Origin of the sequence: Sorangium sp. So ce836 (assembly GCF_028553905.1) — a bacterium.
Lineage (GTDB): Bacteria > Myxococcota_A > Polyangia > Polyangiales > Polyangiaceae > Sorangium > Sorangium cellulosum_D.
On record NZ_CP102233.1, the window covers coordinates 345,888 to 371,434 of the forward strand.

Genomic DNA, 25,547 nt, shown 5'->3' on the forward strand with positions numbered 1-25,547 from the left:
TCCCGGCGAAGGTTTTCAGGATCTCGACGCGCGGGCTCGGATCCGGGCGGCGCCTGCGGGCAGATGTGCGCGCTGGGACACGCCCCGCGAACGAAGGCCTTGACCCCTGTGTTCCTCGATGCCGACGATGCTCCGGGACGACCCCAGGCATGACCGCGAAGCTTGCATCGAAGTACGGAGCAGCGCTCACCGGATCGGACTGGGTGGGGCTGCCTCTCCGGATCGGGCACGTGCCCGAGAGCGGCCGGCTCGAGGGGCTCTCCAACGAGTCGGATGCGGTCCTGGTCTGGACCGGAGGCCCCTCGCAGGTCCACATTCGCTTCGAGGAGCCGACCTCGGGGGAGGTTCGGGAGCACTCCTTCGAGCGGCTCTCGGGCATGATGGATCTCTTGCCGCGGAGGACCAGGCTCCACAGCGTCGAGTGGCAGGGGCGGCCGTCCGTGTGCACGGCGGTGAACTTCCCCGAAGCATCGATGTTGGCCCTTTGCTCGTCTCCGTCCCCCGGTCTGGTTCCGGAGAGGGGCCCACAGTTTGGCCTGGTCGACGCCCACGTGGTCGACCTGGTTCTCCGGCTTCAGGCGCAGGCCGAGGGGCAGGAGTACTTCGGAGCCGTGTACGTCCAGTCGCTCTCCCTGGCGCTGGCCTCCTATCTCTCGGCTCGTTACGGCGCGGGGGCCAAGGCGGAGAGCTCGCTGCGCAACACGAGCCTCTCGAGCAGCCAGCGCACCCAGATCGAAAAGTTCGTGGACAACGAGCTCTCCTCGAACTTCGGGCTCGTCGACCTGGCGGGGAAGGTGGGCTACTCGCCCGACCATTTCTCGCGCCTGTTCAAGCACGCCTTCCGCCAGACTCCCTATCAGTACGTGCTCTCGCGCCGCATCGAGAGGGCGATGGCCATGCTCCGGGACGAGCGGCTGTCCATCGCCGAGATCGCTCTGGCTTGCGGCTTCTCCAACCAGGGGCACCTCACGACGGCGTTCAAGCGCCGGACGGGGATGACGCCCGGCGCGTATCGAAAGAGGTGATCGCCCGCCCGGGTCGCTCCTGTCTCGAGGCGGCGTGACCGCCGAGGGCGCTGGGCCGCCGGCCATGGCGGCCGCCCAGGACCCGGGCGCCGTTCAGGGCGCCTGGCAGGACACGCGGTGGATCGGCTCCTTTTTCCCTTCGCCGATCATCACGTAGTCCCATCCGCCGGGCATCCACGCGATCGCCTCGGCCTGCTCCTCGTCGGCCGACGGCAGCACGCAGGGCGAGCCGGCCAGCGCCTGCGCCGCCGTCTGATCCGGCGCCATCGGGTAGTAGAGCACGTGCGAGGAGGTCCGCAGCAGCACGCCCGCGCCGTCGGGGTGCACGTCGCCGCCCGTGAAGCGCGCGCTCCCGGCGGGCGGCTGGATGGAGCCCGCGTGGACGAGCGTCGCCGGCGCGCCCGCGGCGGGGAGCGCCGGCAGCTCGTAGATCTCCGAGATGCCCTTGTTGACCTTCGTCACCACGGTGAGCGCCCCGGTGGTGGGGTGAACGAGGAGCGTCTCCGCGTCGTGGCTGCCGTCGGGGTACGAGATCACGAACACCTCGGCGGTCGAGGCGCGCGGCGCGCCTCCGAGCGCGTCCGGCTCCTGCACGCTGTAGACCGCGTAGCTGTCGCGCTCGCCGTCGTTGTCGCCGATGTCCGCGAGGAACAGGCAGCTGCCCCCGCCCGTGCGGCAGGGGCCGCGCGCGATGTCCTCCCAGTCGATCGCCGCCGCGCCGGCCACGGCCACCTCGGCCCGGAGCGCGCCGCCGAGCCCGATCGCGAAGAACCGGGGGTCGTCGCCGTGGTCGTTGTGCACGTAGAGCACGTCCGGGTGCAGCCCGCTGGCGACCACGCCGGAGCACTCGTCGATGTCGCCCTCCGGAAGCGCGCCGACCCGCGCCACCCCGGCGCAGCGAGGGCAGCCGGAGACCCGCACCTCCGGCGGCGGATCCGAGGCTCCGCAGCCCAGGAGGAGCAGCGAGAGCGCGAGCGCTGGCGGCGCCGAGCGCCGCGCCAGGGCCCCTCTCGCAGGCCCGCCGCGCGGGCGGGGCGCCCGGAGGGGGCGCGGCGGCAGCAACGGGGTGCGGAGGAGCTCGGTCGCGGGCATCGGTGACATGAGGTTCCCTGTTGGGTGAGATTCTCGCATATTTCGCTGCCGCTCGACGCGGCGCGATCGGCCCCGGCGGGGAGCACGAGCTCGTCAGCCTTGCGTCCCGCAAGGCCCGAGGTCCCCATGGTAGCCTGGCTTTCATGAAATGGACTGCTTTCATGATCGCCGGCCTGCTCCCCCTGAGCTTGCCGAGCGTGTCGTTGGCCGCTGGAGCGTGCGACTCGGTCTTCTTCGCGTCGAGCGCCACCGAGCTCGCCCTCGCTCCCGGGAGCGAGCGGGTGCTCTTTGCCGACATGGACGGGAACGGCGCCTACGACTGGCTCATGATCCGTCCCTTCGAGCTCACGCTCGAGCTTCGCGACCGCGACGGCTCGCCGCTCACCAGCACGAAGTACGTGCACGACGTGGACCGCGAGCGGGGCATGCGGCAGTTCGCGGTCGCCGATGTCACCGGCGATGGCCAGCTCGATGTCGTCGTCAGGGACACCCAGCGCGTGTTCGTCCTCCAGCAGACGTCCGGCAACCTCACGCACCTCGGATACCTCGATGTCACGCCGCGCGATCCCGGAGCGCCGCTGCTGCTCGCCGCCGGGCATTTCCTGAGCCCGAGCCAGGCGGACATCGTCGTCGAGACGGCCCCGGGCGAGATGCAGCTGTTCCACGCGTCGGAGGGAGCGTTCCGCGCGGTTCATACGCTGACCGACGCCGCCGTGCTCGATGCGTCCGTCGCGCTCACGACCGAGATGGTCGCGCGAGACGTTGACGACGATGGTCTGCAGGACTTGCTGTATCCGGCCGCGGGCGGTGTCGCCATCGCCCAGCGGACCGCCGCGGGGAGCTTCCAGCCGGTGCATCGGCTGGCGATGGACGGAGGCTACCAGCTCGGGGCCTTCGGCGACTTCGACGGCAACGGTCTCCAGGATGTGGCCGTGATCGCGAGGGGTGAGGTCGCACCGGGGAACTACAAGATGCTGCTCCACACGTGGCTCCAGGCCCCCGCGGGGACCTTCACCCCGCTGGAGCCCCAGGAGAGGGCTCGCGGGGGCGGCCGGATGCTCACGGCCGATCTCTCGGGGGACGGCGCAGACGAGCTGGTCGTCGGCTCGTTCATCGGGCGGCTCGTCGAGAGGCAATGGACGTTCACCGAGCGCAATCGGTCGGAGGACGCGCCGCAAGCGCTGATCGACCTGACGGGCGACGGGTTGCTCGATCTCGTCGACTCCATCTACGACCCCTCCGTGGCCGCCGGCCTGCGGACCGATCTCGCGGTCGAGATCGTGGATGCGCCCGACCTCGTCAGGTCAGGCGACGACCCCCGGCTGATGCTGTCGGTGACGAACCGGAGCTCCACACCGTCGCAGGGCATGACCGTCTCCGCAGACGGTGGAGCGAGCGGTCAGGTCAAGCTGAGCTGCGGCGTCCCTGGCGAATGTTCCGTACCCGGGCTCGGCGCCGGAGAGAGCAGGCAATTCGTGGCGACCCTCGACGTCGGGGAGGGCGAGCACGTGGATCTGAGCGTCTCGGTGTGCAGCCGTCTCGTCGACGCCGACCCGAGCAACAACCGCGCGACGCTGCGGATCCCCATCGACAACGAGGTGCGCGCCGACCTGTACGGCGACGTGAGCATCGTGATCGAGGACTCGGACATCATGCTCATCGAGCACGTGAGGAACGACGGGCCCTCGGCGGCGAGCCGCGTGCGTCTGGAGCAGGATCTGCCCGAGGGCATGGTCGGCGTCACCTGGACGACGGACGAGGGGGTGGACTGCGCCGTGCAAGCGGGCAAGCTGTCTTGCGAGGTCGCGGAGATGCCGAAGTTCGATGGCTGGTCCCTCACCGTGCGTGGCAAGCTCGATTATCGAGGGCAGCGGGTCGAGACGTGGGCGACCGTCACCAGCGACGCGAAGGATCCGGACGAGAGCAACAACAGGTTCGGTCGCGTCATCCCGGAAGGCTTCCTCGGCGGGATCCCCCGCACGCCGCCGGACGGTGACGGCTCGAGCGGCTGCGGCTGCCGCCTCGCGGCGTCCCCGCCCAGCGCCCCTCCCCAGGCCCTCTGGCTCGCGCTCGCGTCCGCCGCGGCCCTCGGGCTGCGGCGGATCCGCCGCAGCTGACGCCGCGGTCGCCGCTCGCTCCTGCCGCAGTCTGGCAGGCCCGACGCGGCGACGCAGGCGCTATGGCGCCGCGTTCGCCTCCCCGGGGGTCGGCGCGGTGACCGCGCCTTCGCCGGTCAGATCGGGCAACCTGCCCCACGTCTCGCCGTCCGCTGCCGCCTCCATCGGGTACTCCAGCTGGGTGAGCACCTGGTCGTTGGCCGAGATGAGGTGGACGGTCTCGCCCCTGGAGGCGCTGACCTTCCAGGTCGCATAGAAGCAGCTGCTCGGGCCGCCATCCGGCAGACACGTGGTGTGGGGCCCAGGGCCGGCCTCGGCGGCCTGATCGCCGAGGACGAGCAGGTACGCCCCCGGGGCGAGCTGCGTGCCCTCGGGGAACCTGAGCGCGTCGGCCGTGTTGCACATCCCGCTGTCGTCGGAGTCGCAGAGGCCGAGCCCGCTGAGATCGGCCGACCCCGGTCCCGGGTTGCCGAGCTCGATCCAGTCGCCGCCCTTGGCCGAGATCTCGTTCACCACGACGGTCGTGGACGCGGGCGCGCCGCCCGTCCCCGTTCCCCCTGGCCCGCTGCCGCCGGAGCCGCTCGAGGCCCCGCTGGTGCCGCTCGAGGCCTGGGACGACGCGGCGGTCGTGCTGGCGTCCCCCGGCTCGTCGCCCGAACCGCAGCCTCCGGCGCAGAGCGCGGCAAGGCAAAGCATGATGAATCGACGTTGTGCCATCGCGATGGTCTCCTCGGCGCACAGCACACGGCGGCCCCGGCGGTGCGTCAATGGGGCGGCGCGCGTGCGGCGCCCACCGCGGGTCCTCCTGCTCGTTCCATCGCCGCGCTCGAGTCGGCCGGATCACCAGCGCGGCTGCCCCGCGCCGTCGGCGCGCAGCGCCGGTGGAGGCACCGGCGCCATCGGCTCAGGGGCGGCGCCGCCGAGGTGGGGGTACCATGCCCAGCGCCGTGCTGCGGCGAGCGTGGTCCGAGAGCGGTCCACGCCGCTGCCAGCATGCTCTCGGGGTGAGGAGGACATGATGCGACGATCGCTGGAGCTGATCTTGTGCCTGTCGATGGTGACCGCGCTCGAGGCCTGCGCGGACGACTCGAGCGGAGGGGAGGGGGCGACCGGCACGGGAGGCGCCGGAGCGGCGAGCGCGTCCGGCAGCGGCGCGGGCTCGGGCGGCGCCGGCGCGGGATCACCCGCGCACGAGGGCGGCGGCCCGGCGGCGGGCAACCCCGACGGGAGCTGCGCTGTGCCGGCCGAGGCGCAGGCCGCCGACACCTCGTCCCCGACCACGGTGATCGGCGACGGCACGCCGGAGAGCTGCACCTCGGAGGCCGTCGTCAGCGGCGTCGCGGCCGGCGGCATCATCACCTTCGACTGCGGCCCCGACCCGATCACCATCACGCTCGAGGAGACCGCGAAGATCTTCAACGATACCGGCCCCGAGATCGTGATCGACGGCGGCGGGCTCGTGACGCTGAGCGGCGGCGGGCAGCGGCGCATCCTCTACATGAACACCTGCGACGAGGCGCAGGTGTGGACGACGCCGAACTGCGACAACCAGGATCACCCGCGCCTGACCGTCCAGAACCTCACCTTCATCGAGGGCGACTCGACCGACGATGACGACGAGGGCGGCGGCGCCATCTTCGCGCAGGGCGGGCGCCTGAAGGTCGTCAACTCGCGCTTCTTCAACAACGCGTGCGACGGGGCCGGCCCCGACGTCGGCGGCGCCGGGATCCGCGCCTTCATGCAATACGACGGTCTGCCGCTCTACGTGGTGAACAGCACCTTCGGCGGCGCCGAGGGCTACGGGAACGCGTGCGCGAACGGCGGCGGCATCAGCAGCATCGGCGTCTCGTGGACGGTCGTGAACAGCCTGTTCTCCCACAACCGCGCGATCGGGCGCGGCGGCAACCCCGCCGAGGCGGGGACGCCGGGCGGCGGCAGCGGCGGGGCCATCTACAACGACGGCAACACCATGACGCTCACGCTCTGCGGGACGCGGATCGAGCGGAACGAGGTGAACGCGTACGGGAGCGCGATCTTCTTCGTGAGCAACGACCACTCGGGGAACATCGTCATCGATCGATCGGTGATCACCGAGAACATCGGCGGATCGTGGTACCCGACCTACCCGCAGATCTCGAACCACGACGACACGCCGATCGCGGTGACGGACTCGGTCATCGAGTGAGCCCCGCTGCCCGCTTCGATGTCCGCGCGCTCAGAACATCACGTACATGGTGTCGGACACGACCTCCCGCTGCGCGCGATGAGGCACGCGGTGGACGACGCGAACGCCCTTCGCGATGACGGGGGCCAGGGCGCGCGCGAGCTCGGGTGAGCTCCAGCCGCTCGTGATCGCGCGCCCGAAGGCGTCCGGCTGCGCGGGACGCCTCTCCAGCGCGCGCGGATAGGTGATCGCCGCGTCGACCCGCTCCCACTGGCCCTCCGCCGGAGAGAGCGTGGCCGCCCCTGCCTCGGCGAGCGCGCCCTCGATGTCCGCGACCGCAGGCAGGAAGTCGCTGTCGAAGAGGCGCTCGAGCGGCCGTGTCATCTGCTCGGGCGCCGAGGCCCCGACGGACGCCCACTCGTCGTAGGCGCCGCCCTCCTCCGGCCACGGCGGCTGCTGCTCCTTGAGGAACAGGTGGTCCTCGATGAAGAGCGCGTCCATGTCGGTCCGCATGAAGCAGCGGTACGCATCGTAGGGCGTATTGACGATCGGCTCGCCGCGCACGTTGAACGACGTGTTGACGATCACCGGGCAACCCGTCTTCTCGGCGAACGCCTCGATCACGGCCCGGTAGGCGGGGTGCGCCTCGCGGGTCACGGTCTGCACCCTGGCCGAATAGTCGACGTGGGTCACCGCCGGCACATCGCTGCGGGGCGCCCGGACGACCTCGAGCAGATCCTCGGAGCTGCCGCGGGAAAACGGCTTGCGCTTGCCCTCCACGAGCGGCGCGACGAGCAACATGAACGGGCTCTCGCCCGCGCAATCGAAGTACTCGTTGACTCGCTCGGCCAGAACGGACGGCGCGAACGGGCGAAACGACTCGCGGTACTTGATCTTCCGGTTGAGCGTGACCTGCATCTCGCTGCTGCGCGCGTCGCCCAGGATCGAGCGCGCGCCGAGCGCGCGCGGGCCGAACTCTGCGCGCCCGCTGAAGTGCCCGACGACCCGGCCCGAGGCCAGGAGCTCGGCGACGCGGGCAGCCCGGCTGGACGGCTCGAGGCGCTCGCACGGAAGGCCGTGGGTCTGCACGAAGGCCTCGACCTCGCTGGACGAGAAGGCCGGCCCGAGATAGGAGCCGCGCTGCGCGGAGCCGGGCGAGCTCGCTGGGCGCCGAGGTTGTCCGAAGTAGCTGTGGTAGGCGTCGAGCGCCGCCCCGAGCGCGCCTCCTGCGTCCCCGGCGGCGGGCTGGATCCAGATCTCGTCGAACGGCCCTTCCCGCAAGATGCGCCCGTTGGCCACGCAGTTGAGCGCCACCCCGCCGGCCATGCACAGCTTGGAGGCCGACGTCAGACGGTGCGCGTGCGCCGCCATCTTGAGGACCGCCTCCTCGATCACGACCTGCACGGAGCGCGCCAGATCCATCTCGCGGCGCGTGATGCGCGCGGCGGGATCCCTCGCCGGCCCCTCGAAGAGCGCCGCGAACCTCGCGTTCGTGATGGTGTCCTCCCCGAAGAAGGTGAAGTACTCCAGGTTCAGGCGGATCGAGCCGTCGTCACGGATCTCGACCAGGTTTTGAAGGATCCTGTCGACGTAGCGCGGCTCGCCGTAGGGGGCCAGGCCCATCATCTTGTACTCGCCGCTGTTCACCTTGAAGCCGGTGAACTGGGTGAAGGCGGAGTAGAGCAGCCCGAGCGAGTGGGGGAACCGCATCTCCTGAAGGAGGCGCAATTCGGAGCCTTTGCCGACGCCGATGCTCGCGGTGCTCCACTCGCCGACCCCGTCGATGGTCAGGATCGCCGCCTCCTCGAACGGGGACGGGAAGAACGCGCTCGCGGCGTGCGAGCGGTGGTGCAGGTTCTCCAGCACGAGGCCGCTGTAGGCGAGCTCGTGCTCCAGCACCTCGGCGATCCGGAGCTTTGTCGACAGCCATGACGGGAGCATGGCTGCCCACTGATCCCGCGCGGATCGGCCGGCCGCCGCGGCGCTCGAGAGGACGCGCTCGAAGGCCAGCGCGCTGTCATCGTAGTAGGCGATCGCGGCCAGATCCGAGAGGGCGACGTTCGCCTCCTCCAGACAGAAATTGATGGCCTGGCGCGGGAAGCCTCGGTCGTTCTTGACCCGTGAAAACCGCTCTTCCTCGGCGGCCGCCACCACCTCGCCGTCGCGCAGGATGCACGCCGCGGAGTCATGGTAGAAGCAGGAGATGCCGAGGATGTATTTCTCGCGCGGGCGGGCATGACGCGGCTGCGCGACGACGCCGCCGGCCGCTGGTGCGCCCCGCGCCGGGGCTTTTGCGCTCGGCGCCGGGAGCAAGCCACGATCGTGGATGTGCCGCGCGAGGATCCTCGCGACCTGCTCGTGACCTTCCGGACTGAAGTGCGAGTCGATGGGGAACGAGATGCGCTTGCGCTCGTCGAACGGGAGCCGCGCCAGCTCCCCGAGCAGGTCGAGGTGCTCGCAGCCGAGATCGCGCGCCGTGTCCGCGAAGAAGGCCTGATAGCTCGCCGCGCTCGGGATCTGGCAATAGTAGCGGACCGGGACCGGCATCAGGAGGACCGGACGAGGTCGAGCGGCCTCGACGAACCTGGCGATGATGGCTCGCAGGAGCCTGGACCCGTCCGACGTCGGCTGGTCGTAGTGCGCCGAGCAGGGGCGAAAGCCGAGCATCCGCTGTATCCACGGCCGGAACGGCTTGATGTCGTCCCACGAGCGAGGCGCGGCGAATCGAACGAGCTGATCGAACAGGGGCTGCCCCTGCAGTCGCTCCATCACGTCCGAGGCCGCCCTCGTGATGGGGGGCATGTTGGCCGACTCGACGGGGACGCCGCGCAGCTGGCTGTACAGCATGACCAGCCCGGGCATGCTGGGAAAGTGGTTCTCCCACGCCAGCCCTGTGTCCGGCCTCTCTCGCGGCACCGGCTGCTGGCGAACCACGAGCTCGCCGTCGACGAGCTCGAAATAGGGCTTCGGCACCAGGAGCTTGCGTCCGGTCGCACTGTCGATTGAAACGCGGTGCGTCGAGAGGACGCGCTCCACGTTGTCGATGTACACGGCGAGGATGATCAGGTCGGCCTCGACCCCGGCGGCGAGCTCCTCGAGGATGAGGGTCTGTTGGTCCGTGCCCGACCCGGAGAGCCCGTAGTTGTAGACCTCCGCGGAGAGGAGGCGGCCGAGGTGCTCGGTGTACCGCTCGTGGTTTTCGCAGCCGTCGCCGGCGGTCATCGAGTCCCCGAACACGAGTATCCGCGGCTTGCCCTGCCGCTGCGGCGCGTAGTCGACATCGGAGCGGAAGCCCTGCGCGTTGGTGCGGACCAGGTAGCCGCCGCGTTCATGCGGGATGCGCGCCTTCTGGTTGGGGACGTACAGGTGGCCGATCCGAGGGTGATACGACACGAGCATCCGGTGGGTCTGTTGAGCGAGAAGAAACATGGCGTTGCTCTTCGGGGTGCTGGTACCTGTGCTGGCGTCGGCTCCTGCTGCGGCCTCGCTGCAGGCGAAGAAATCGTGCTGACCCGCTCGCCGTGGGCGGCGTGGTGGACGTAGGCGCTCCCCGCGCCAGACGCCTCCGATGCGCGGGCGGGCCGCGACATTCACGGACCGGCAGCAGCGGGCGATCGGCGGGCGGGGCGGGGCTCGGGGCGGCCGCTCCTGCGTCCGGCCGGCTGCCGAGGTCACGGTGCGAGCAGGTCGCTTATGGTGGAAATTTGTCCGTTATAACGAAAGAATAGAAAGGCAAGCTGCGGTGGTGAGGACGGTGCAGGCGGCAGCGCGGCGGGACCTGCGACGTCACGTAGAGCGCCGGGTAGGGAGGTGAGAGCGCGAACGACAGCGCGCTACTTCGTCCGCGCGGCCTTCTGCGCCCGGGCAAGGTCGTCCTTCAGGCGCGCGATCACGGCGACGATGCGGTCACGCGGCGCGGCGTCGAGCCACATCTCCAGCCCGTGGCTGCGCGCGAAGTCGACGAGCGCGGGCAATACGCGACCCGGCTCGCCGGTGCTCACCGTGGCGCGGGGGTAGCTCCACCCCTGGTCGGTCGCGAGCTCGTCGTCCGCGGTCAGATAAGGCCGCAACGCCACCTTGAGCGCCGCGGGCTCCGTGCACGCCGTATTCTCCTGGGAACGCGGCCGGAACGTGGCGGAGAGTCGGACCGGGCCGCCGTCCATCCACTCCGCGGTGCCGCCGGCGCGCTGGATCTGGAAGCCGTAGCGCGTCGGGATCCGCGCCGACGTGGCGATGAGATAGCGGTCCGCGATCACCGCCCTGCCGTCGAGCGAGCCGGCCACGGAGGCGGCCCTCGCGGCGTCCGGGAACGAGGCCCAGAGTCGCGCGCGATCGGCGCTCGGGGGGCGGGCGGCGAGCCATTGAGGCCAGCGGGCCTCACCGGGGAGCGGGGCCAGCTCGGCGGCCAGATGGGCGCCGTGCCTCTCGGCGATCGCCTCGAGCTGCGAGATGGTGCCGTGGAGCGCGCCCAGATCCGGCGCCCCGGAGGAGAGCGACACGTGGCGGACCGGGACGGGGCCGTACAGGTCGAGGCCGCGCCTCTCGAGGACGGCGACGTCGTCCACCGCCAGCGCGATCTCCGCCGCCTCCAGCGAGGCCGCGTCCTCGAACCGCAGGCCCGCCACGATCTCCACCGGATCGTGCTCGTGGACGCCGGAATACACCGCTCGTCCGCCCCGCTTCCAGAGGAGCGCTCGCAGCGCAGGGAAGTCGTCGTCCACGGCCATGCCGGTGTGCATCATCACGCTCCCCCCGACGCGCGCGATCGAGTCCGGCGCCACCTCTCCGCCCTCCAGGCGGATCCCCTCGCGCTCCAGGAGCGCTCGCCACTCTTTCCCGAACGGCTCGCCCGGAGTCCATCCCGGCAAGAGATCGTCGATGTAGCGGCGGGCGTCGTCGAGCTCCTCGAAGCGCCCGACGAGCACGCAGTCGCCGCTGTTGTTGCCGGAGAATCCCTGCCAGATGCGGATACCGTCGGAGAGCCTCGCCTTGCGCCGCGCGGGCCGGGCGCAGCCCGGGAGCGGCGCGGGCCCGAGGAGCCGCGCTCGCCCGGCAGACCAGGCGGCGAGCACGTCGTCCGCCGACCGGACGGGCGCCCCCCGCGGCTGGAACGAACAGGCCTTGAGCGTGCGATCCGAGGTGATCGTCACGAAGTCCAGACCGGCCCCACAATCGCCGTCCACCCCCTCGAAGAGGCGCGGCACGGGCTCCAGCCTGTCCCCGAAGCAGACCGACAGCCGCGCTCGAACAGGGCTGTCTGCGATGATCTCTGCGAGGCGGCGCTCGCCCTCCGGGCCGAGGTGGTTGTCCGGGTCGAGCCCTACATACCGCAGCAGCGCCACGTCGCGGCACCCGAGCTGGGCGAGCCGCGCGAGGAGCGCTGGCAGCGAAGGCAGCAGCGCGGGCGTCGCGAGCACGTTCACGCCGAACGTCACGCCCGCGGCGGCGAGCAGCTCCAGCCGGTCCTCCCAGGGCGTGTCTCGATACACCGAGACTCGGATCTCCCCGACGTGCGGCGCGAGCGCGCGGAGCCTCCGCTCCGTGAGCAACGTGCCGTTCGTGGTGAAATGGAGAGCGAGCGCGGTCCGTTCGGCGAGGCGCGTCAAGAGCTCGTCGAAGCCGGCGAACGCGAGCGGCTCTCCTCCGCCGAACGCCACCTCGAGGAGGCCGCGGCGCGCGAGTCCCGAGAGCACGTCGAACGCCCCGTCCACCGTCCACTCGCTCCCCGCTTCCCGGTCCCGCGAGCAGAACGAGCACGCGAGGTTGCACCGGTTGGTGATGCCGAACAGGGCGACGCGCGGGGCCCGCCTCGTCAACCGCCGCGTCTCGGCCCCGTCCCAGCGCACGTTCGTCCCCGTTCTCGGGTGGAACCAGAGGAGCGCCCCGTCGAGCGCGTGGGGCCGGAGCTCATCGCGCGACGGCAGGGGGACCGCGTCTTCCATGGCGCGAACGATACTCTTGTTGCGGGTCCGGAACACGAGCCCCGCAGGTACGCCACGAAACAAAGTCCTTGCTCGACATTGTCCGTTATAGTAGATATTAATCCTGTAAAACGGATGAGCGGACGGAGACCGCTGCCTGGTCCTTCCTGGCCCCTCAGCGCTCGGAGCGCGTGCGCCGCCGGAAGCTCGCCTTCTGCATTCACCCTCTCCGCTTCCTGGACGCGACGTTTCCTCCTGAGCTCACGGGCCGGATCTCACGGGTGCTCGGCCGCGGACGCCGCGGCCGGCGGACGCCGACCTCCCTGCAACGAACGGAGCTGAACGCCATGACCATCGATTCTCACGATCGCGATCCCCGGAGCGATGCTTCGACGACGGACGCCGCGAGCCCCGAGGGCGCCGCGACGCGGCCGAGGGCCGAGAAGGCGGCAGGCCGGCGCGCCTTCATGGGCGTCGCCGGCTCGCTCGCCGTGGGCGGCGTCCTCGCCGGGACCCCCGGCGTCGCGCAAGCGGCGCGGGGCAGGGACATCGACGATCTGCTCGACGGGATCGGGTCGCTGCGCCGCGATCCGCGCGTCTCGCCGCTCGATCACGAGCTCCGCCTGCGCGCGCTGCGGGTGCGCGTGGAGGCCGCGGTCGACCAGTTCGAGGAGCCCATCGCGCCTCACCCGAACAACGGCGACGAGGAGCGCTATCCCAACAAGATCGGGACGGACACGCGCGGCCTGCCGCACGACGCGCGAGGCGAGGTGGATCGGGCCGCGTACCGCGTCGCCGCGCGCGCCCACGCGTCGCGCGAATGGGACGATTTCGAGGCCATCCCGCTCGGCGGCACCCGCAAGCTGGTCAGTCCGATCGGCACCCTCGCCGTCAGCCTGATCGGCACGACCCCGCCCCAGATCGGCGTGCCCCCGGCCCCCGCGCTGGCCAGCGCGGAGAAGGCCGCCGAGGCCGTCGAGGTCTACTGGAAGGCGCTGCTGCGGGACGTGCCGTTCGAGAGCTACGCCGACAGCAGCGATGTGGCGGACGCGATCGAGGAGATCGATCGCCTCTCCGGCTACACCGGCCCCCGGGTCGGCGGCCGCGTCACGCTGGAGACGCTGTTCCGCGGCAGCGTCACCTACGCCGATCCCCGGGATCGCTCGGGCAGGACGGCCAGGCACGTGATTCCTCCCGGCGTGCTCGACGGCCCTTACATCTCGCAGTTCCTCCTGCGCGACATCCCCTATGGCCCGCAGGTGCTGGAGGGCGCGATCCGCACGGCGCTGCCGGGCAACGACTTCCAGACCGATTACAACGAGTGGCTCGCGGTGCAGAACGGGCTCAACCCCACCCGGTCGATCGCGTACGACCCGGTGCGCCGCTACGTCTCGACAGGGCGCGATCTGGCGGAGTACGTGCACGGCGGCGCGGCCAGCTTCTGGGGCGCGGCGCTGCTCCTCGGCGCGGCGCGCAGCGCGAACCCGGCCGTGCCGGGGGGCATCGCGGCGCCCCTGAGCCCCACGAACCCCTACCTCTCGTCGCGGACGCAGGCCTCGGCCGCCGCGACCTTCTCGCTCGCCTACCTGCAGGGCCTGCTCCCCTTCGGGACGTCGCGCGCGATCCGCGCCGCCTACTGGCAGAAGTGGTTCGTGCACCGCAGCATCCGCCCCGAGGCGTACGGCGGGCTGGTCCACCACCGCCTCGCGAACGGGCGCGAGCACCCGCTGCACCACGACATCCTCAGCTCGCTGGCGGTCGAGCTGACGTTCGACACGTTCGGGAGCTACCTCTTGCCGCAGGCCTTCCCGGAGGGCGCCCCGCTCCACGGGTCGTACCCGGGCGGCGCCGCCGCCATCGCCGGGGTCAACGTGACGCTCCTGAAGGCGTTCTTCGACGAGGACCACGTCATCGAGGATCCGTTCGTCCCCGATCCGGCCGACCCGACCCGGCTCGTCCCCTACAGCGGGCCGCCCCTGACCGTGGGCGGTGAGCTGAACAAGCTGGCGACCAACGCCGCCTTCGGGCGCAACTGGGCGGGCATCCACTGGCGCACGGACGCCGCGGCGTCGCTGGCGCTCGGCGAGGCGGTGGCGATCAGCCTGCTCCGGGACGAGCGCCGGACCTTCCGCGAGCCGTTCGACGGGTTCACGTTCACCCGGTTCGACGGCACGCGAATCACGATCTGAGCCGGACCGGCCGCCCTCGGCGAGGCCCCGCCGCCGAGGCCGATGGTTTGCGCCGCGCCCGCGGCGTGAGATAGGATGCTCACCGGGTCTGAGGTGCATCCCCGGCGGCACGCGGAGCGGCCAGATTGCAGGGGAGGTCGCGTGGCGGCCGCCGGCCAGGAGCGCCGGGCGGACAGCCACGGAAAGCTCCGCCCGTCGTCACGGCCTTCCTATGTCGGATCCGAAAGATAGAAAGCGCACGCCGCCGCTCCTGCCGGGGGCCCGGCAAGAGCAGCTCTTACGGCACATCATCTCGACGTTCCCTTACAGCATCTGGTGGAAGGACCGCGACTGCGTCTACCTCGGCACCAACGAGATGAGCGCCCGGGGCGCGGGGCTGAGCCGCGCCGAGGACATCATCGGCCTCACCGACTACGACCTGCCCTGGACCCGCGAGGAGGCCGAGCACTACATCCGCGTCGACAAGGCCGTCATGGCGTCCGGCGAGCCGATGCTGAACATCGAGGAGACCCAGCGCCAGGCCGACGGCAGCACCCGGTACCTGCTCACCTGCAAGGTGCCGCTCAAGGACGACAACGGCGAGGTGTTCGGCATCCTCGGCTCCTGGACCGACATCACCGACCGCAAGCTCACCGAGATGGCGCTCGCCCGCGCCAAGGACGAGGCGGAGCGCGCCAAGGACGAGGCGGAGCGCGCCAACAACGCCAAGAGCGACTTCCTCGCCGCGGTGAGCCACGAGCTGCGCACGCCCCTCACCCTGATTCTGTCCCCGCTGGAGCGGCTCCTCGAGGCCCAGCACACGGCCCTGCCGGGCGACGTGCGCGACGAGCTGGAGCTCATCCGCCGCAACACGGCGCGGCTCCTCAACGTGGTGAGCGACCTGCTCGACTTCTCCAAGGCGGAGGCGGCGCGCATGGAGGTCGACTGGGAGCCGGTGGATGTTAACCGGTTCACCTCGCTGATGCTGAGCGACATCCGGCCGAGCGCGGTGGCCCGCGGCCGCACCCTGTCGATGACCGGCGACGCGCTCGGCGTGGTCCTCCTGGATCGCTACAAGTACGAGCGCATCCTGCTCAACCTCATCAGCAATGCGCTGAAGTTCTCCCACCCCGGCGGGCACGTCGAGGTCTCCCTGCGCGCGCTCGACGACGCGTCGTTCGAGCTCAGCGTGCGCGACGAGGGGATCGGCATCCCGCGGCACGAGCTCGGCAAGCTGTTCTCGAAGTTCACCCAGGTCGACGGCTCGGTGACGCGGCGGTACGAGGGCACCGGGCTCGGGCTCTCGCTGGTCAAGCAGTTCGCGGAGCTCATGCGCGGCGCGGTCGCCATCGAGAGCGAGCTCGGCCAGGGGACGACGGTCCGCGTGCGCCTGCCGCGGACGGACGAGGACGGCGCGCCGCAGGACACGGAGCCGAGGTCGCGCAGCGAGAACAGCGCCGCGCAGACGCGGCGCTGGCTGAGCTCGCTGCCGCCCGTGGAGGCCGCGCCCGAGCAGGCGGGGCAGGGGCCGGACGCCGGCGCGCCGCGCGCCGCGCGCAGGTCGAGCCGCCCGCCGGGGGCCACGCGCGCCGCGGGGCCGGGCGCGGAGGCGGACAGGCCGCTGCTCCTGCTCGTCGACGACAACCCGGACATGCGCCAGTTCATGCGCGCGCTGCTATCCCCGAGCTACCGCCTCGTGGAGGCGCAGAACGGCCTCGAGGCGCAGGAGCTGATCGAGCGCTCGCCCCCGCAGGTCATCGTCTCCGACGTGATGATGCCGCGGATGTCGGGCATCGAGCTCACCGCCTGGCTGAAGGCGCACCCCGTGCTGCGCCACGTGCCGGTCATCCTGGTCACCGCCCGCGCGGACGACGAGGCGATCGCGTCGGGGCTCGACGGCGGCGCCGACGAGTACCTGGTGAAGCCGTTCGCGCCGCGGGAGCTGCTCGCGCGCGTGCGGTCGATGGTGCGGCTCTACCGGTCGTACCAGCAGCTCGGCGCGGAGCAGGCCGAGATCGCGCGGCACTCGGGCATGGCGCAGGTCGCGATGGACGTCCTCCACAGCGCGGGCAACACGCTGAGCAGCGCCGGGATCACGGCCGATCTGGTGCGGGATCGCCTCGCGAGGTCGCGGCTGCCGCGGCTCTCGAGGGCCCTCGGCGAGCTGCTCGCGGGCGGCGGCCCGGACCTCGCCGAGCCGGCGGGCGAGCCGCGCAGCGAGAGCCTGCGTCGCTACGTGGAGCTGGCGCTCGCCGCGCTGGAGCAGGAGCAGGCGGAGACGGCGGCGGACGTCGAGCGCCTGCGCGAGCAGCTCGACGTCATCCGCGACGCCATCCGCGCGCAGGAGAGGTACGCGTACAGGAACGCGTACCGCACCGAGCGGCTCTCCGTGAGCGAGGTGATCCACGAGTCGCTGCACGCGCACGGGGTGGCGCTCGTGAACGCGCGCGTCGCGCTGCAGCTCGATCTGCGGCCGGTCGACGACGTGGTGGCGAACCGCCACGATCTCTTGACCATCCTCTACAACCTGCTCGACAACGCGCGGGCCGCGCTCGGCGAGGCGGAGGCGCTCGAGCCCTGGATCGAGATCTCGACGTGGCAGGACGGGGCCGAGGTGTGCTGCGCCGTGGAGGACAACGGGCCTGGCATCCCCGAGGGCGCGCGGATGCAGGTGTTTCAATACGGGTTCACGACCCGGGAGGGCGCGAACGGCATCGGGCTGCACTTCTCGGCGAACCGGATGAAGAGCTTCGGCGGATCCATCCGGATCGAGGAGGGCCGCGAGGGCGGGGCCCGCGTCGTGCTCACGTTCGCCGCCGCCCACGGCGCGGGCGCGCGCGGCCGCTGAGGGCGCCGCGGCGCCGGGCGCGGCCGCCGGCCCTCAGCGCGGCCGCGCGGCGTGGTCGGCGATCACGCTCGCCACGCAGCAGGTCAGCTTCTTCCCCATGCCGAGGTGAAGGAACTCGTTCGGCCCGTGCGCGTTCGATTGCGGCCCGAGCACGCCGGTGATGAGGAACTGCGCCTCGGGGAACTTCTCCCCGAGCATCGCCATGAAGGGGATCGTCCCGCCCTCGCCGATCCCCATCGCCGGCCGGCCGAAGTACGCCTGCGACGCCTTGCGCACCGCCGCCTCCAGCCAGGGCGCCGTCGCCGGCGCGTCCCACCCGGGCGACGGCTCGCTCACGCGGAACCGGACCTCGGCGCCGTACGGCGGGTCCTGCTCCAGCGCCTGCTTCAGGGCCGCCGCCGCCTTCCTCGGGTCGACGCGCGGCGGGATGCGCATCGAGAGCTTCGCCCGCGTGAACGGGCGCAGCACGTTGCCCGCGCTGGCGATGGGCGGGAGGCCGTCGGCGCCGGTCACGGAGAGCGCGGGGCGCCAGGTGCGGTTCAGGAGGAGCTCGGCCACGTCGCCGGTCACCGGCCCGGCGCCCTGCACCCACGGCAGCTCGCTCACGACCGTCGCGCCCAGGACCTCGGCCGCGGCCCGCGCCTGCTCGACGCGCTCCTTCGGGATCTCGACGTGCAGCGCGTCCACGAGGACGCGCCCGGTCCGCTCGTCCTCGATGCGCGACAGCAGCTGCCGCAGGATCCGGAAGCTCGAGGGCACGACGCCGCTGCCCACGCCCGAGTGCACGCCCTCGCGCAGGATGCTCACCTCGAGCGTGCCCTGGAGGAGCCCGCGGAGCGACGTCGTGGTCCAGAGCTGGTCGTAGTTGCCGCAGCCGGAGTCGAGGCACACGACCAGGCTCGGCTTGCCGATGCGGTCCGCGAGCGCGTCGATGTAGGCCGGCAGGTCCGGGCTGCCGCTCTCCTCGCAGCCCTCGATGAGCACCACGCAGCGCGCGTGCGGGAGCCCCTGCTCGTGCAGGAGGCGCAGCGCGGCGAGCGACGCGAAGCCCGAGTAGCCGTCGTCGGCGCCGCCGCGGCCGTAGAGCCGGTCGCCCTCGCGCACCGGCTCCCAGGGGCCGAGCCCCTGCCGCCAGCCCGTCATCTCGGGCTGCTTGTCGAGGTGGCCGTAGAGGAGCACCGTGTCGTCGCGCCTGCCCGGCACCTCCATCAGGATGACCGGCGTGCGGTTCTCGAGGCGCACGACCTCCACCGTGAGCCCGGGGATCGGCTGCGCCTTGCACCAGGCGGCGAGGAGCGACGCCGCCTTGTCCATGTGGCCGTTCTCGCGCCAGGCGGGGTCGAAGGCCGGCGACTTGTTGGGGATGCGGATGTAGTCGTGCAGCGCGGGGACGATCTCCTGCTCCCAGCAGCGCTCGCAGGACGCGACGGCTTCACTCTCGTCGAGCTTCGTCAGCATGGACCTCTCCAGGGGTTGAGGACGGCGGTGATCTCCGGGACCGACTCTACAGCGCCGGTGGGGCGGATGTACCGCCGAGAGGGGAGATCTGGCAGGTCCTGCGCGCGGCGGCGCGGATCGCGGGCGGGCGGACGGGCTCCGCGCCGCGCCGGGGAGGCCGCCGTCCGGGCGCGCGGGGCGAGCCGGGCTGGAGGCGCTCACCACATGCTGTCGATCCCCGGCATGCCGCGGCTGCGCCCGTCGAGGCAGTCGAGCAGAACGCAGGCGAGCCCGGCGTCCCCGGTCCACAGGCTGTAGCGCCACTGGCCGACCCGGCGGCGCTCGGCCTCGGACTGCGCGACGGCCCACATGGCGAGCTCGCGGGCGCGATCGAGCCAGGAGGCGTCCTGCGTGCGCCGGTAGATCTCGAGCAGGGCGGCGCCGTTGCCGTCGGTGCCGTGGCAGAGGGCCACGCCCTTCGCCAGCGGCCCGGCGGCCGCGATCGACCGCGCGCCCTTCAGGAGCAGCGGCAGCGCCTCGGGCAGCGCCGCGTGGCGCAGCGAGGTGATGATCCCGGGCGCGCCGTGGCACCACTGCAAGAGCGGCTTCGACGGCGGCCCCGCGTGCGCGGGCCAGTTGGCGAGCTCGCCGTCGATCGCCGCCAGGCGGACGAGCCCCTCCAGCGTCCGCGCGCGCAGCTGCGATCGCTGCTCCGGGCTCAGCAGGGCGTGGGCGCGCCAGAGCGCGTAGAGGTTGCCGGCCCACCCGTGCGCGGCGCCGAGATAGCGGACCCGGCGGCCGTACAGGTCCTGCTCCCACAGCCAGACGTCCAGGGCCTCGTCGTGCGTCCAGCTCTCCCACAGCGCCGCTGCGCTGTCGCGGATCAGCGCTGCCCAGCGCTCGTCCCCGGTCGTCTCGTGCAGGAACAGCGCCGCGAGCATCGTCCCGGGCGCGCCCCACAGCGCCTCGCGCGCGGGGTTGTCGCGGTTGTCGCGGACGATCTCGGCCAGGCGATCGGCCTTGCGCGCGTCCGGCCGAGCCAGACAGCACATCGTCAGCAGGGCGCTCTCGCCGAGGAACCACGACGGCACGCGCTGGCCGTCGTCGGGCGAGCGGAGGTACGCCTCGAGCACCTCGTCGAAGATATCCGGCAGGCTCATCGGCAGCTCGCAGAAGCCCGCCGCCGCCGCGCGGGCGAGGGTGAGCCAGACGCCGCACGCGCCGAAGTAGAGGCCCTGGTACGGGAGGGGCGCGCCCGGGCCCGGGGCGTCCTCGGCGTCGCGGGGATGCACCGGCCAGCCGTGCGGGCCCCGGGCGGCCAGCGCGTCCGCGGCCCATCGCTCGAGCCACGCCCGCGCCCGCCCGGGGGTCCAGGGCTCGGGCGGCAGCGTGATGTGGCGTGTCGGATCGTAGAGGATCATGCGGCCTTTCGCGCCGCGACGGCGCGGCGGCGCGGCCCAGGATAGCAGCGACGCCGAGCGCGACGCCCGGGGCGCCGCGGCGCGCGCCGCGTCGCACGGTTGGCCCGGCTACACGCTTCTTTGATATACAGGGCGGAATAGAGCCGGGAGAACGGATGGCATTCGAGGCGGATTGCAGCGACATCGTCGCGGAGAACCAGCAGCTGAGGCAGCGCATCCGGGAGCTGGAGCAAGCCGAGGAGGAGCGGGATCGCCTCCGGGAGGCGCTGCGCCGGAGCGAGGAGCATGTGCGCCTCTTCGTTACCTATACACCGGCCGCGGTGGTCATGCTCGATCGGGACATGCGCTACGTCCTGGCCAGTAGCCGATGGCTGGTGGATTACGGCTTGAAAGAGCGAGAGATCATCGGCCGGAGCCATTATGAGCTCTTCCCTGACATCCCCGAGCACTGGAGGGCGGTCCACCGGCGGTGCCTCGCGGGGGCCTCGGAGAGCAATGATGAGGAGGCCTTCCCGCGGAGCGACGGGCACGTCGACTGGGTGCGCTGGAAGATCTTCCCGTGGCACACGACGAGCGGCGAGATCGGCGGGATCATGCTGTTCACCGAGGTGGTCACCGAGCGAAAGCGGCTCGAGGATACGCTCCGGATGCAGGCGAAGACGCTGCTGGAGCTGTCGACGCCCATCGTGCCCATCAGCCAGGGCGTCCTCGTGCTGCCGCTCGTGGGCGTGCTGGACGCGGCGCGGGCGCAGCAGATCATGGAGAACCTGCTGGGCAAGGTGGTCGAGCGGCAGGCGCGGGTGGCGATCGTCGACGTCACGGGCGTGCCGCACATCGACACGGCCTCGGCCAGCGCGCTCCTGCAGGTGGCGCGGGCGGTCCGGCTGCTCGGGGCGCAGGTCGTCCTGACGGGCATCCGGCCCGAGGTGTCGCGGGCCATCGTCGGCCTCGACATCGAGCTCGGCGGCGTCGTGGTCCGACGCGATCTTCAGAGCGGGATCGCGTTCGCGACCGCGGCGGGCTCGCCGGCGGCGCCGCCGACGGCTTGACGCTCGCTGCCGAGGGGGGCTGCTGCTCCAGCTGGAGCGACAAGCGAGTTGAAGCTGCCTGAAACGAGCAGAGTCTCGAGACCGCCAAGGCACCAGGACGCCAAGAAGAAGGTGCTATCTTGGCGCCGTTGGCGCCTTGCGCGCGGGCCCTGGTCGTCGCGGCGCGGGACCTGGCACAACGCGGCGCACGGCACGCTGTGCCAGGCGTATAAGTGTCGGATATCCATGGATTTATTCGCTAGCTAAGGCGCCGGCCGGCGTGGCATACGCCATGCTGGCGGGGCAGACATGACGGCGAGCTCTTTCCGCGATCGCCGCCCGCGTCGCGCGCGCCGTGCGCGCGTGGGGGCGGGCCTGTTGTCGTTGGCCACCTTCGTCGGTTGTTCGGGCGAGACGCCCGATCCGCCGCCGGAGCAGACGTCGACGAGGTGCGACTTCGTGCTCCCTGCGGGCGGCGCGCCCGCGCCGAGCGGCGATCTGCGCATCAACGAGGTGATGACCGGCAACGACGGCGCGTGGGTCGATGAGATCGGCGAGACGGACGATTTCATCGAGCTCGTCAACATCGGCGATCGCGCGCTCGATCTCGGGGAGTACGCCCTGGGGGAGAAGCTCGGCGAGGCGACGCGGCTGCCGCAGGGGACGCTCGAGCCGGGCAAGACGGCGCTCTTCTGGGCCGACGACGCGCCCGAGCAGGGCCCGCGGCACCTGCCGTTCAAGCTCTCGAATTCGGGCGCGCGCGTGCTGCTCTGGTCGCCGTCGTGCGCGCTGGCCGACGTCATGGACGTGCCGGAGCTGCCGCGCTCCGAGAGCTACGCGCGCCTGCCCGACGGGACGGGCGAGCCGTCGATCTGCCGCTACGCCACGCCCGAGCGCGAGAACGGCGAGAGCTGCGATCCGCCGGAGCCGCCGAGCCTCGACGACAGCTTCAAGTTCGCGCCCTTCCCGTGGCCCGAGCCGTTCCCGGCCATCGCCGGGCCGCTGGTCATCTCGGAGCTGTCGCTGCGGCCCGCGGGGTTCGTCGAGGTGCTGAACGCGAGCGACGAGGCCGTGGCGCTCGACGGCTTCGCGCTGCGCCTCTCGGCGCTCGCCCCGGGGCAGCCGCCGCCCGCCGAGGGCGCGGGCGTGGCGCTCGCGTGGCCGGCGCCGTCCGTCGCGCTCGCGCCCGGGGAGCGCGTGAGCGTCCCGGTGAGCGCGGCGGACACCGCCGAGATCGAGGCCTCGCCGGACTTCGAGGGCGTGGTGACGCTGTGGCAGGCCGGCCGGCCGGAGCCGAGCGATCGGATCGACTTCATGGCGTGGCCCGAGGGCGCGTCGCTGGCCCGCGTGCCCGACGCGACTGGGGCGCCGCGCTTCTGCGAGGCGGCGAGCCCCGGCGCGGCGAACGAGGGCTGCGCCGAGCTGTCCGGCCGCCCGCTCGCGAGCGGGCGCGCGCGCCGGCTGGAGACCGCGGGCGATTTCGCCGCGCTGGCCAGGGGCGGCACCGAGGTCGGCGAGGCCGGCGTCAAGTTCGTGGTCGACATGGCCGCGAACGACACCGTGCACCTCCTGAGCACGGAGAAGTGGGCGCTCCACTACACCTTCATCCGCGAGCAGATCCAGCGCGAGCCGCACCTCGATCGCTGCGACCCCGAGCAAGCCGCGGAGTTCAACACCGGCTGGGGGCTGTTCAGCCAGTCCGAGTACTTCCGCTCCGAGGGGCGCCGCTTCCTCCTCGGCACGCTGGTAGAGCACACGAACGGCGCCAAAACCGTCGAGTTCGCCCCCGGCGACAAGATCGTCGGCGCGCAGATGCGGCGCGCGTTCTTCGCGGTGATGAAGGCGGTGCCCGACCCGGAGGCGTGGGCGATCCGGCCCACCGAGGCGCGCCAGATCAACGAGATGCGCGCGATCGAGGGGACCGCGCCGCTCCTGGGGCCGAACGCGCCGTACCGGGGGCTCACCTACCAGCCGCTCAACCCGGCCGAGGGGTTCGGCACGCTGACGTTCGTCCCGGGGCGCGAGCTGGAGACGGCGGAGCTCGGCCCGAACGTGATCGTGGTGACGGACGATGTGCCGAACGAGACGGCGTTCATGGGCGGCCTCATCACCGAGGCGTTCCAGACGCCGCTCTCGCACGTGAACGTGCTGGCGCGCGGCCGGGGGACGCCGAACATGGCCCTGCGCGGCGCGCGGGAGGACGAGCGCCTGAAGGGCCTGTTCGGCAAGCTGGTGCGGCTCGAGGTGCGCGCGACGGACTTCGACCTCCGCGAGGCGACCGCGGAGGAGGCGGACGCCTACTGGGAGGCGCGCAAGCCGAAGGGCGAGCGGCTCTCGCCGGCGCTCGACGTCTCCGTGCGCGGGATCGTGTCGCTCGACGCCGCGAGCTATGCGATGAGCGACAGCATCGGGTCCAAGGCGGCAGGCATGGCCGAGCTGTACCGCGTGAGCGGCGTGGGGGCGTATTGCCCGCCCGACCTGATTCCGCTGTACGTGCCGCCCGCGGCGTTCGCGATCCCGTTCTCGCATTACATGGATCATTTCCAGGCGAGCGGCGCGGCGGAGCTCCTGGCCGAGCTCGAGCAGGACCCCGAGTTCCGCGCGGACCCGCGCGCGCACGCCGAAGGGCTGGCCGAGGTGCGCGCGCGGATGCTGGAGCACCCGGTGGACCCCGCGCTGCTGAGCGAGGTCGAGGCCGCGGTCAAACGGCGCTTCGGCGGCGACCGCGTGCGGCTGCGCAGCAGCAGCAACACCGAGGATCTGGCGACCTTCAACGGCGCGGGGCTGCACACGTCGACGAGCGGCGATCTGGACGCGGCGTCGAGCTCCATCGAGGACGCGCTGCGGACGGTCTGGTCGAGCCTCTGGAACACGCGCGCCTACGACGAGCGGGAGTTCGGCCACGTCGAGCAGGCGCGCGCGGCCATGGCCGTGCTGGTGCACCAGGCCTGGCAATCGGAGCGCGCGCAGGGCGTGGCCATCAGCCGCAACGCGCTCGACGCCACCCGCGACAGCCAATATTACATCAACGCGCAGATCGGGGAGGCGTCGGTCACCAACCCCGCGCCCGGCGTGACCAGCGACGAGATCGTGTACACGCCGCCGCCGCGCACGATCAAGGCGGAGTACCACGCTCGCTCGAGCCTGACGCGCGGGCGCGACGTGCTGTCATTCCCGGAGGTCCAGAGGCTCGGCTGCGTGCTCGGGTCGATCCACGACCATTACCGGCCGCTGGTCGACCCGAAGGGGGAGAACCGGCTCTACGCGATGCAGATCGAGTGGAAGCTGATCGGCCCGGAGCGCCGGCTGCTGGTCAAGCAGGCGCGGCCCTACAGCTTCGGCGCGCTCGCTGCGCCGGGCGATTGCCGCGAGTACTGACACCGCGCTGCCCGAGCTCGCCCCGCGTCGGGGCGGGAGGTCTCGTCGAGCCGCCCGGCGCCCGCGGGCGGCTCGTGCGAGACGCCTGCGGGGGAGAAATGTGAAGAAATGCAAACCGGCCGCGAACCGTCGATTGCGACGATGTAGTGTCCAGGGCAGAACGCCACGCTCCCTCGCCGGCGACGAACGTCCTTGTGCGTTCTGCTATCCTCGCGAGAAGGCAATGATATCTATCGACGGTTCATCGATGTATTGATGAGGCTGTTGCCGCTCTGCGGCTTGCGAGACTTCAAGATGAGTCTGCCGCATGGCCGCTCGTGGCTTCATGTCGCGCTCTGTCTTGACGAAATCTATAAATACTTCGTCTTGCACGTCGGACGAGGCTCTTCTATGTTCGCCGCATCGCAGGCGCGACGCGCGCATCTCGCGCCCTGGACGACGGCCTGCGATACAGGAGCTATGTCATGAAGATGCGACAAGCATTCGCGGTCTTTGGCGTCATCGCTGCTGTGGGCATCGCCGGGTGCGTGGGCTCCGAAGAGCCTGCGGAGCCGGAGATCGTCCGCCTGGACCCGAGCGAAGCCGCAGAGAACCCGCTCGGCAGCTGGAGCGGGCCCGCCTCTGGACCCGCCGCCGAAGCGCAGTCGACCGGCCAGACCTCCGACGCCGCCGCATACTGTTGGGTGTGGCTCGACTACTGCGTCGACCCGCGTACCGGGACGGGGACGTGCCATGATAACGGCGGCTGTAGCTGGGAGCAGTTCATCAATGCATGCATCGACCTATACGAAGACATCTGCATCTGAGCGTAGCGGGGAGTCCCGCGGCACGTCTTGAGACCGCTTCCAGCTGAGGTGCGCGCGCTGGCTCCGCCGGCAAAGGCAAAGGCCGGCGCGCGCCCGGCGATGGCAGGCGTTCCCCTGGGTCGATCGCACCCGATGCCGGGCC

General features: G+C 71.6%; 14 protein-coding genes. 8 read left to right on the forward strand and 6 right to left on the reverse strand.

Annotated features, from left to right (window positions below):
• The first annotated feature begins 149 nt into the window (after nt 1-149).
• Nucleotides 150-1,025: an AraC family transcriptional regulator gene (locus NQZ70_RS01345; protein ID WP_129572600.1), complete on the forward strand. Its 876-nt coding sequence runs from the start codon at nt 150-152 to the stop codon at nt 1,023-1,025.
• A gap of 93 nt (nt 1,026-1,118) precedes the next feature.
• Here the strand turns inward: NQZ70_RS01345 and NQZ70_RS01350 are convergent, their stop codons facing one another.
• Complete coding sequence (locus NQZ70_RS01350; protein ID WP_272827558.1) at nt 1,119-2,126, reverse strand: hypothetical protein; 1,008 nt, start codon at nt 2,124-2,126, stop codon at nt 1,119-1,121.
• Between the two features lie 134 nt (nt 2,127-2,260).
• Between NQZ70_RS01350 and NQZ70_RS01355 the strand changes: the two genes are divergently transcribed.
• Entirely contained in the window at nt 2,261-4,234 is a 1,974-nt protein-coding gene (locus tag NQZ70_RS01355; protein WP_129572602.1) for an FG-GAP-like repeat-containing protein, read from the forward strand.
• 60 nt (nt 4,235-4,294) lie between these two features.
• Here NQZ70_RS01355 and NQZ70_RS01360 read toward each other — a convergent pair whose 3' ends face one another.
• Nucleotides 4,295-4,951, reverse strand: a complete 657-nt coding sequence (locus NQZ70_RS01360) for a lamin tail domain-containing protein (protein WP_237244910.1) — start codon at nt 4,949-4,951, stop codon at nt 4,295-4,297.
• A gap of 298 nt (nt 4,952-5,249) precedes the next feature.
• Here NQZ70_RS01360 and NQZ70_RS01365 point away from each other — a divergent pair, with 298 nt between their 5' ends.
• Nucleotides 5,250-6,419 carry a hypothetical protein gene (locus NQZ70_RS01365; RefSeq protein WP_129572603.1) on the forward strand — a complete coding sequence of 390 codons (1,170 nt, stop codon included), beginning with the start codon at nt 5,250-5,252 and terminating at the stop codon, nt 6,417-6,419.
• A 30-nt stretch (nt 6,420-6,449) separates the two neighbouring features.
• Here NQZ70_RS01365 and NQZ70_RS01370 read toward each other — a convergent pair whose 3' ends face one another.
• Both NQZ70_RS01370 and NQZ70_RS01375 read right to left on the reverse strand, forming a co-directional pair.
• Entirely contained in the window at nt 6,450-9,827 is a 3,378-nt protein-coding gene (locus NQZ70_RS01370) for a carbamoyltransferase N-terminal domain-containing protein (RefSeq protein ID WP_207217709.1), read from the reverse strand.
• A 404-nt stretch (nt 9,828-10,231) separates the two neighbouring features.
• On the reverse strand, nt 10,232-12,340 hold the full coding sequence (locus NQZ70_RS01375; RefSeq protein WP_129572604.1) for a radical SAM protein: 2,109 nt from the start codon (nt 12,338-12,340) through the stop codon (nt 10,232-10,234).
• 326 nt (nt 12,341-12,666) lie between these two features.
• On the opposite strand from NQZ70_RS01375, the gene NQZ70_RS01380 reads away from it, so the two are divergent.
• Entirely contained in the window at nt 12,667-14,508 is a 1,842-nt protein-coding gene (locus NQZ70_RS01380) for a vanadium-dependent haloperoxidase (protein ID WP_129572605.1), read from the forward strand.
• Between the two features lie 211 nt (nt 14,509-14,719).
• Nucleotides 14,720-17,335 (forward strand): ATP-binding protein, encoded by a 2,616-nt coding sequence (locus NQZ70_RS01385; protein WP_129572606.1) that lies wholly within the window; start codon nt 14,720-14,722, stop codon nt 17,333-17,335.
• A 33-nt stretch (nt 17,336-17,368) separates the two neighbouring features.
• On the opposite strand, the gene NQZ70_RS01390 is transcribed toward NQZ70_RS01385, so the two are convergent.
• Both NQZ70_RS01390 and NQZ70_RS01395 read right to left on the reverse strand, forming a co-directional pair.
• A complete protein-coding gene (locus tag NQZ70_RS01390; protein WP_129572607.1) occupies nt 17,369-18,793 on the reverse strand; it encodes a M20 family metallopeptidase in 1,425 nt (474 codons plus the stop codon).
• A gap of 197 nt (nt 18,794-18,990) precedes the next feature.
• Complete coding sequence (locus NQZ70_RS01395; RefSeq protein WP_129572608.1) at nt 18,991-20,193, reverse strand: LanC-like protein; 1,203 nt, start codon at nt 20,191-20,193, stop codon at nt 18,991-18,993.
• Between the two features lie 155 nt (nt 20,194-20,348).
• On the opposite strand from NQZ70_RS01395, the gene NQZ70_RS01400 reads away from it, so the two are divergent.
• The 3 genes from NQZ70_RS01400 (at nt 20,349) to NQZ70_RS01410 (ending at nt 25,405) form a co-directional block, all read left to right on the forward strand.
• Complete coding sequence (locus NQZ70_RS01400; protein ID WP_129572609.1) at nt 20,349-21,242, forward strand: STAS domain-containing protein; 894 nt, start codon at nt 20,349-20,351, stop codon at nt 21,240-21,242.
• Between the two features lie 357 nt (nt 21,243-21,599).
• Nucleotides 21,600-24,599, forward strand: a complete 3,000-nt coding sequence (locus tag NQZ70_RS01405) for a PEP/pyruvate-binding domain-containing protein (RefSeq protein WP_129572610.1) — start codon at nt 21,600-21,602, stop codon at nt 24,597-24,599.
• Nucleotides 24,600-25,063: 464 nt separating this feature from the next.
• Nucleotides 25,064-25,405: a hypothetical protein gene (locus tag NQZ70_RS01410; protein ID WP_129572611.1), complete on the forward strand. Its 342-nt coding sequence runs from the start codon at nt 25,064-25,066 to the stop codon at nt 25,403-25,405.
• Nucleotides 25,406-25,547 lie beyond the last annotated feature (142 nt).

What these genes read in the sequence shown, in the direction of transcription:
- NQZ70_RS01395 (WP_129572608.1), bottom strand. Translation starts at nt 20,193, where the DNA reads ATGATCCTCTACGATCCGACACGCCACATCACGCTGCCGCCCGAGCCC.
- NQZ70_RS01345 (WP_129572600.1), top strand. Translation starts at nt 150, where the DNA reads ATGACCGCGAAGCTTGCATCGAAGTACGGAGCAGCGCTCACCGGATCG.
- NQZ70_RS01390 (WP_129572607.1), bottom strand. Translation starts at nt 18,793, where the DNA reads ATGCTGACGAAGCTCGACGAGAGTGAAGCCGTCGCGTCCTGCGAGCGC.
- NQZ70_RS01365 (WP_129572603.1), top strand. Translation starts at nt 5,250, where the DNA reads ATGATGCGACGATCGCTGGAGCTGATCTTGTGCCTGTCGATGGTGACC.
- NQZ70_RS01350 (WP_272827558.1), bottom strand. Translation starts at nt 2,126, where the DNA reads ATGTCACCGATGCCCGCGACCGAGCTCCTCCGCACCCCGTTGCTGCCG.
- NQZ70_RS01380 (WP_129572605.1), top strand. Translation starts at nt 12,667, where the DNA reads ATGACCATCGATTCTCACGATCGCGATCCCCGGAGCGATGCTTCGACG.
- NQZ70_RS01355 (WP_129572602.1), top strand. Translation starts at nt 2,261, where the DNA reads ATGAAATGGACTGCTTTCATGATCGCCGGCCTGCTCCCCCTGAGCTTG.
- NQZ70_RS01410 (WP_129572611.1), top strand. Translation starts at nt 25,064, where the DNA reads ATGAAGATGCGACAAGCATTCGCGGTCTTTGGCGTCATCGCTGCTGTG.
- NQZ70_RS01360 (WP_237244910.1), bottom strand. Translation starts at nt 4,951, where the DNA reads ATGGCACAACGTCGATTCATCATGCTTTGCCTTGCCGCGCTCTGCGCC.
- NQZ70_RS01400 (WP_129572609.1), top strand. Translation starts at nt 20,349, where the DNA reads ATGGCATTCGAGGCGGATTGCAGCGACATCGTCGCGGAGAACCAGCAG.
- NQZ70_RS01370 (WP_207217709.1), bottom strand. Translation starts at nt 9,827, where the DNA reads ATGTTTCTTCTCGCTCAACAGACCCACCGGATGCTCGTGTCGTATCAC.
- NQZ70_RS01375 (WP_129572604.1), bottom strand. Translation starts at nt 12,340, where the DNA reads ATGGAAGACGCGGTCCCCCTGCCGTCGCGCGATGAGCTCCGGCCCCAC.
- NQZ70_RS01385 (WP_129572606.1), top strand. Translation starts at nt 14,720, where the DNA reads ATGTCGGATCCGAAAGATAGAAAGCGCACGCCGCCGCTCCTGCCGGGG.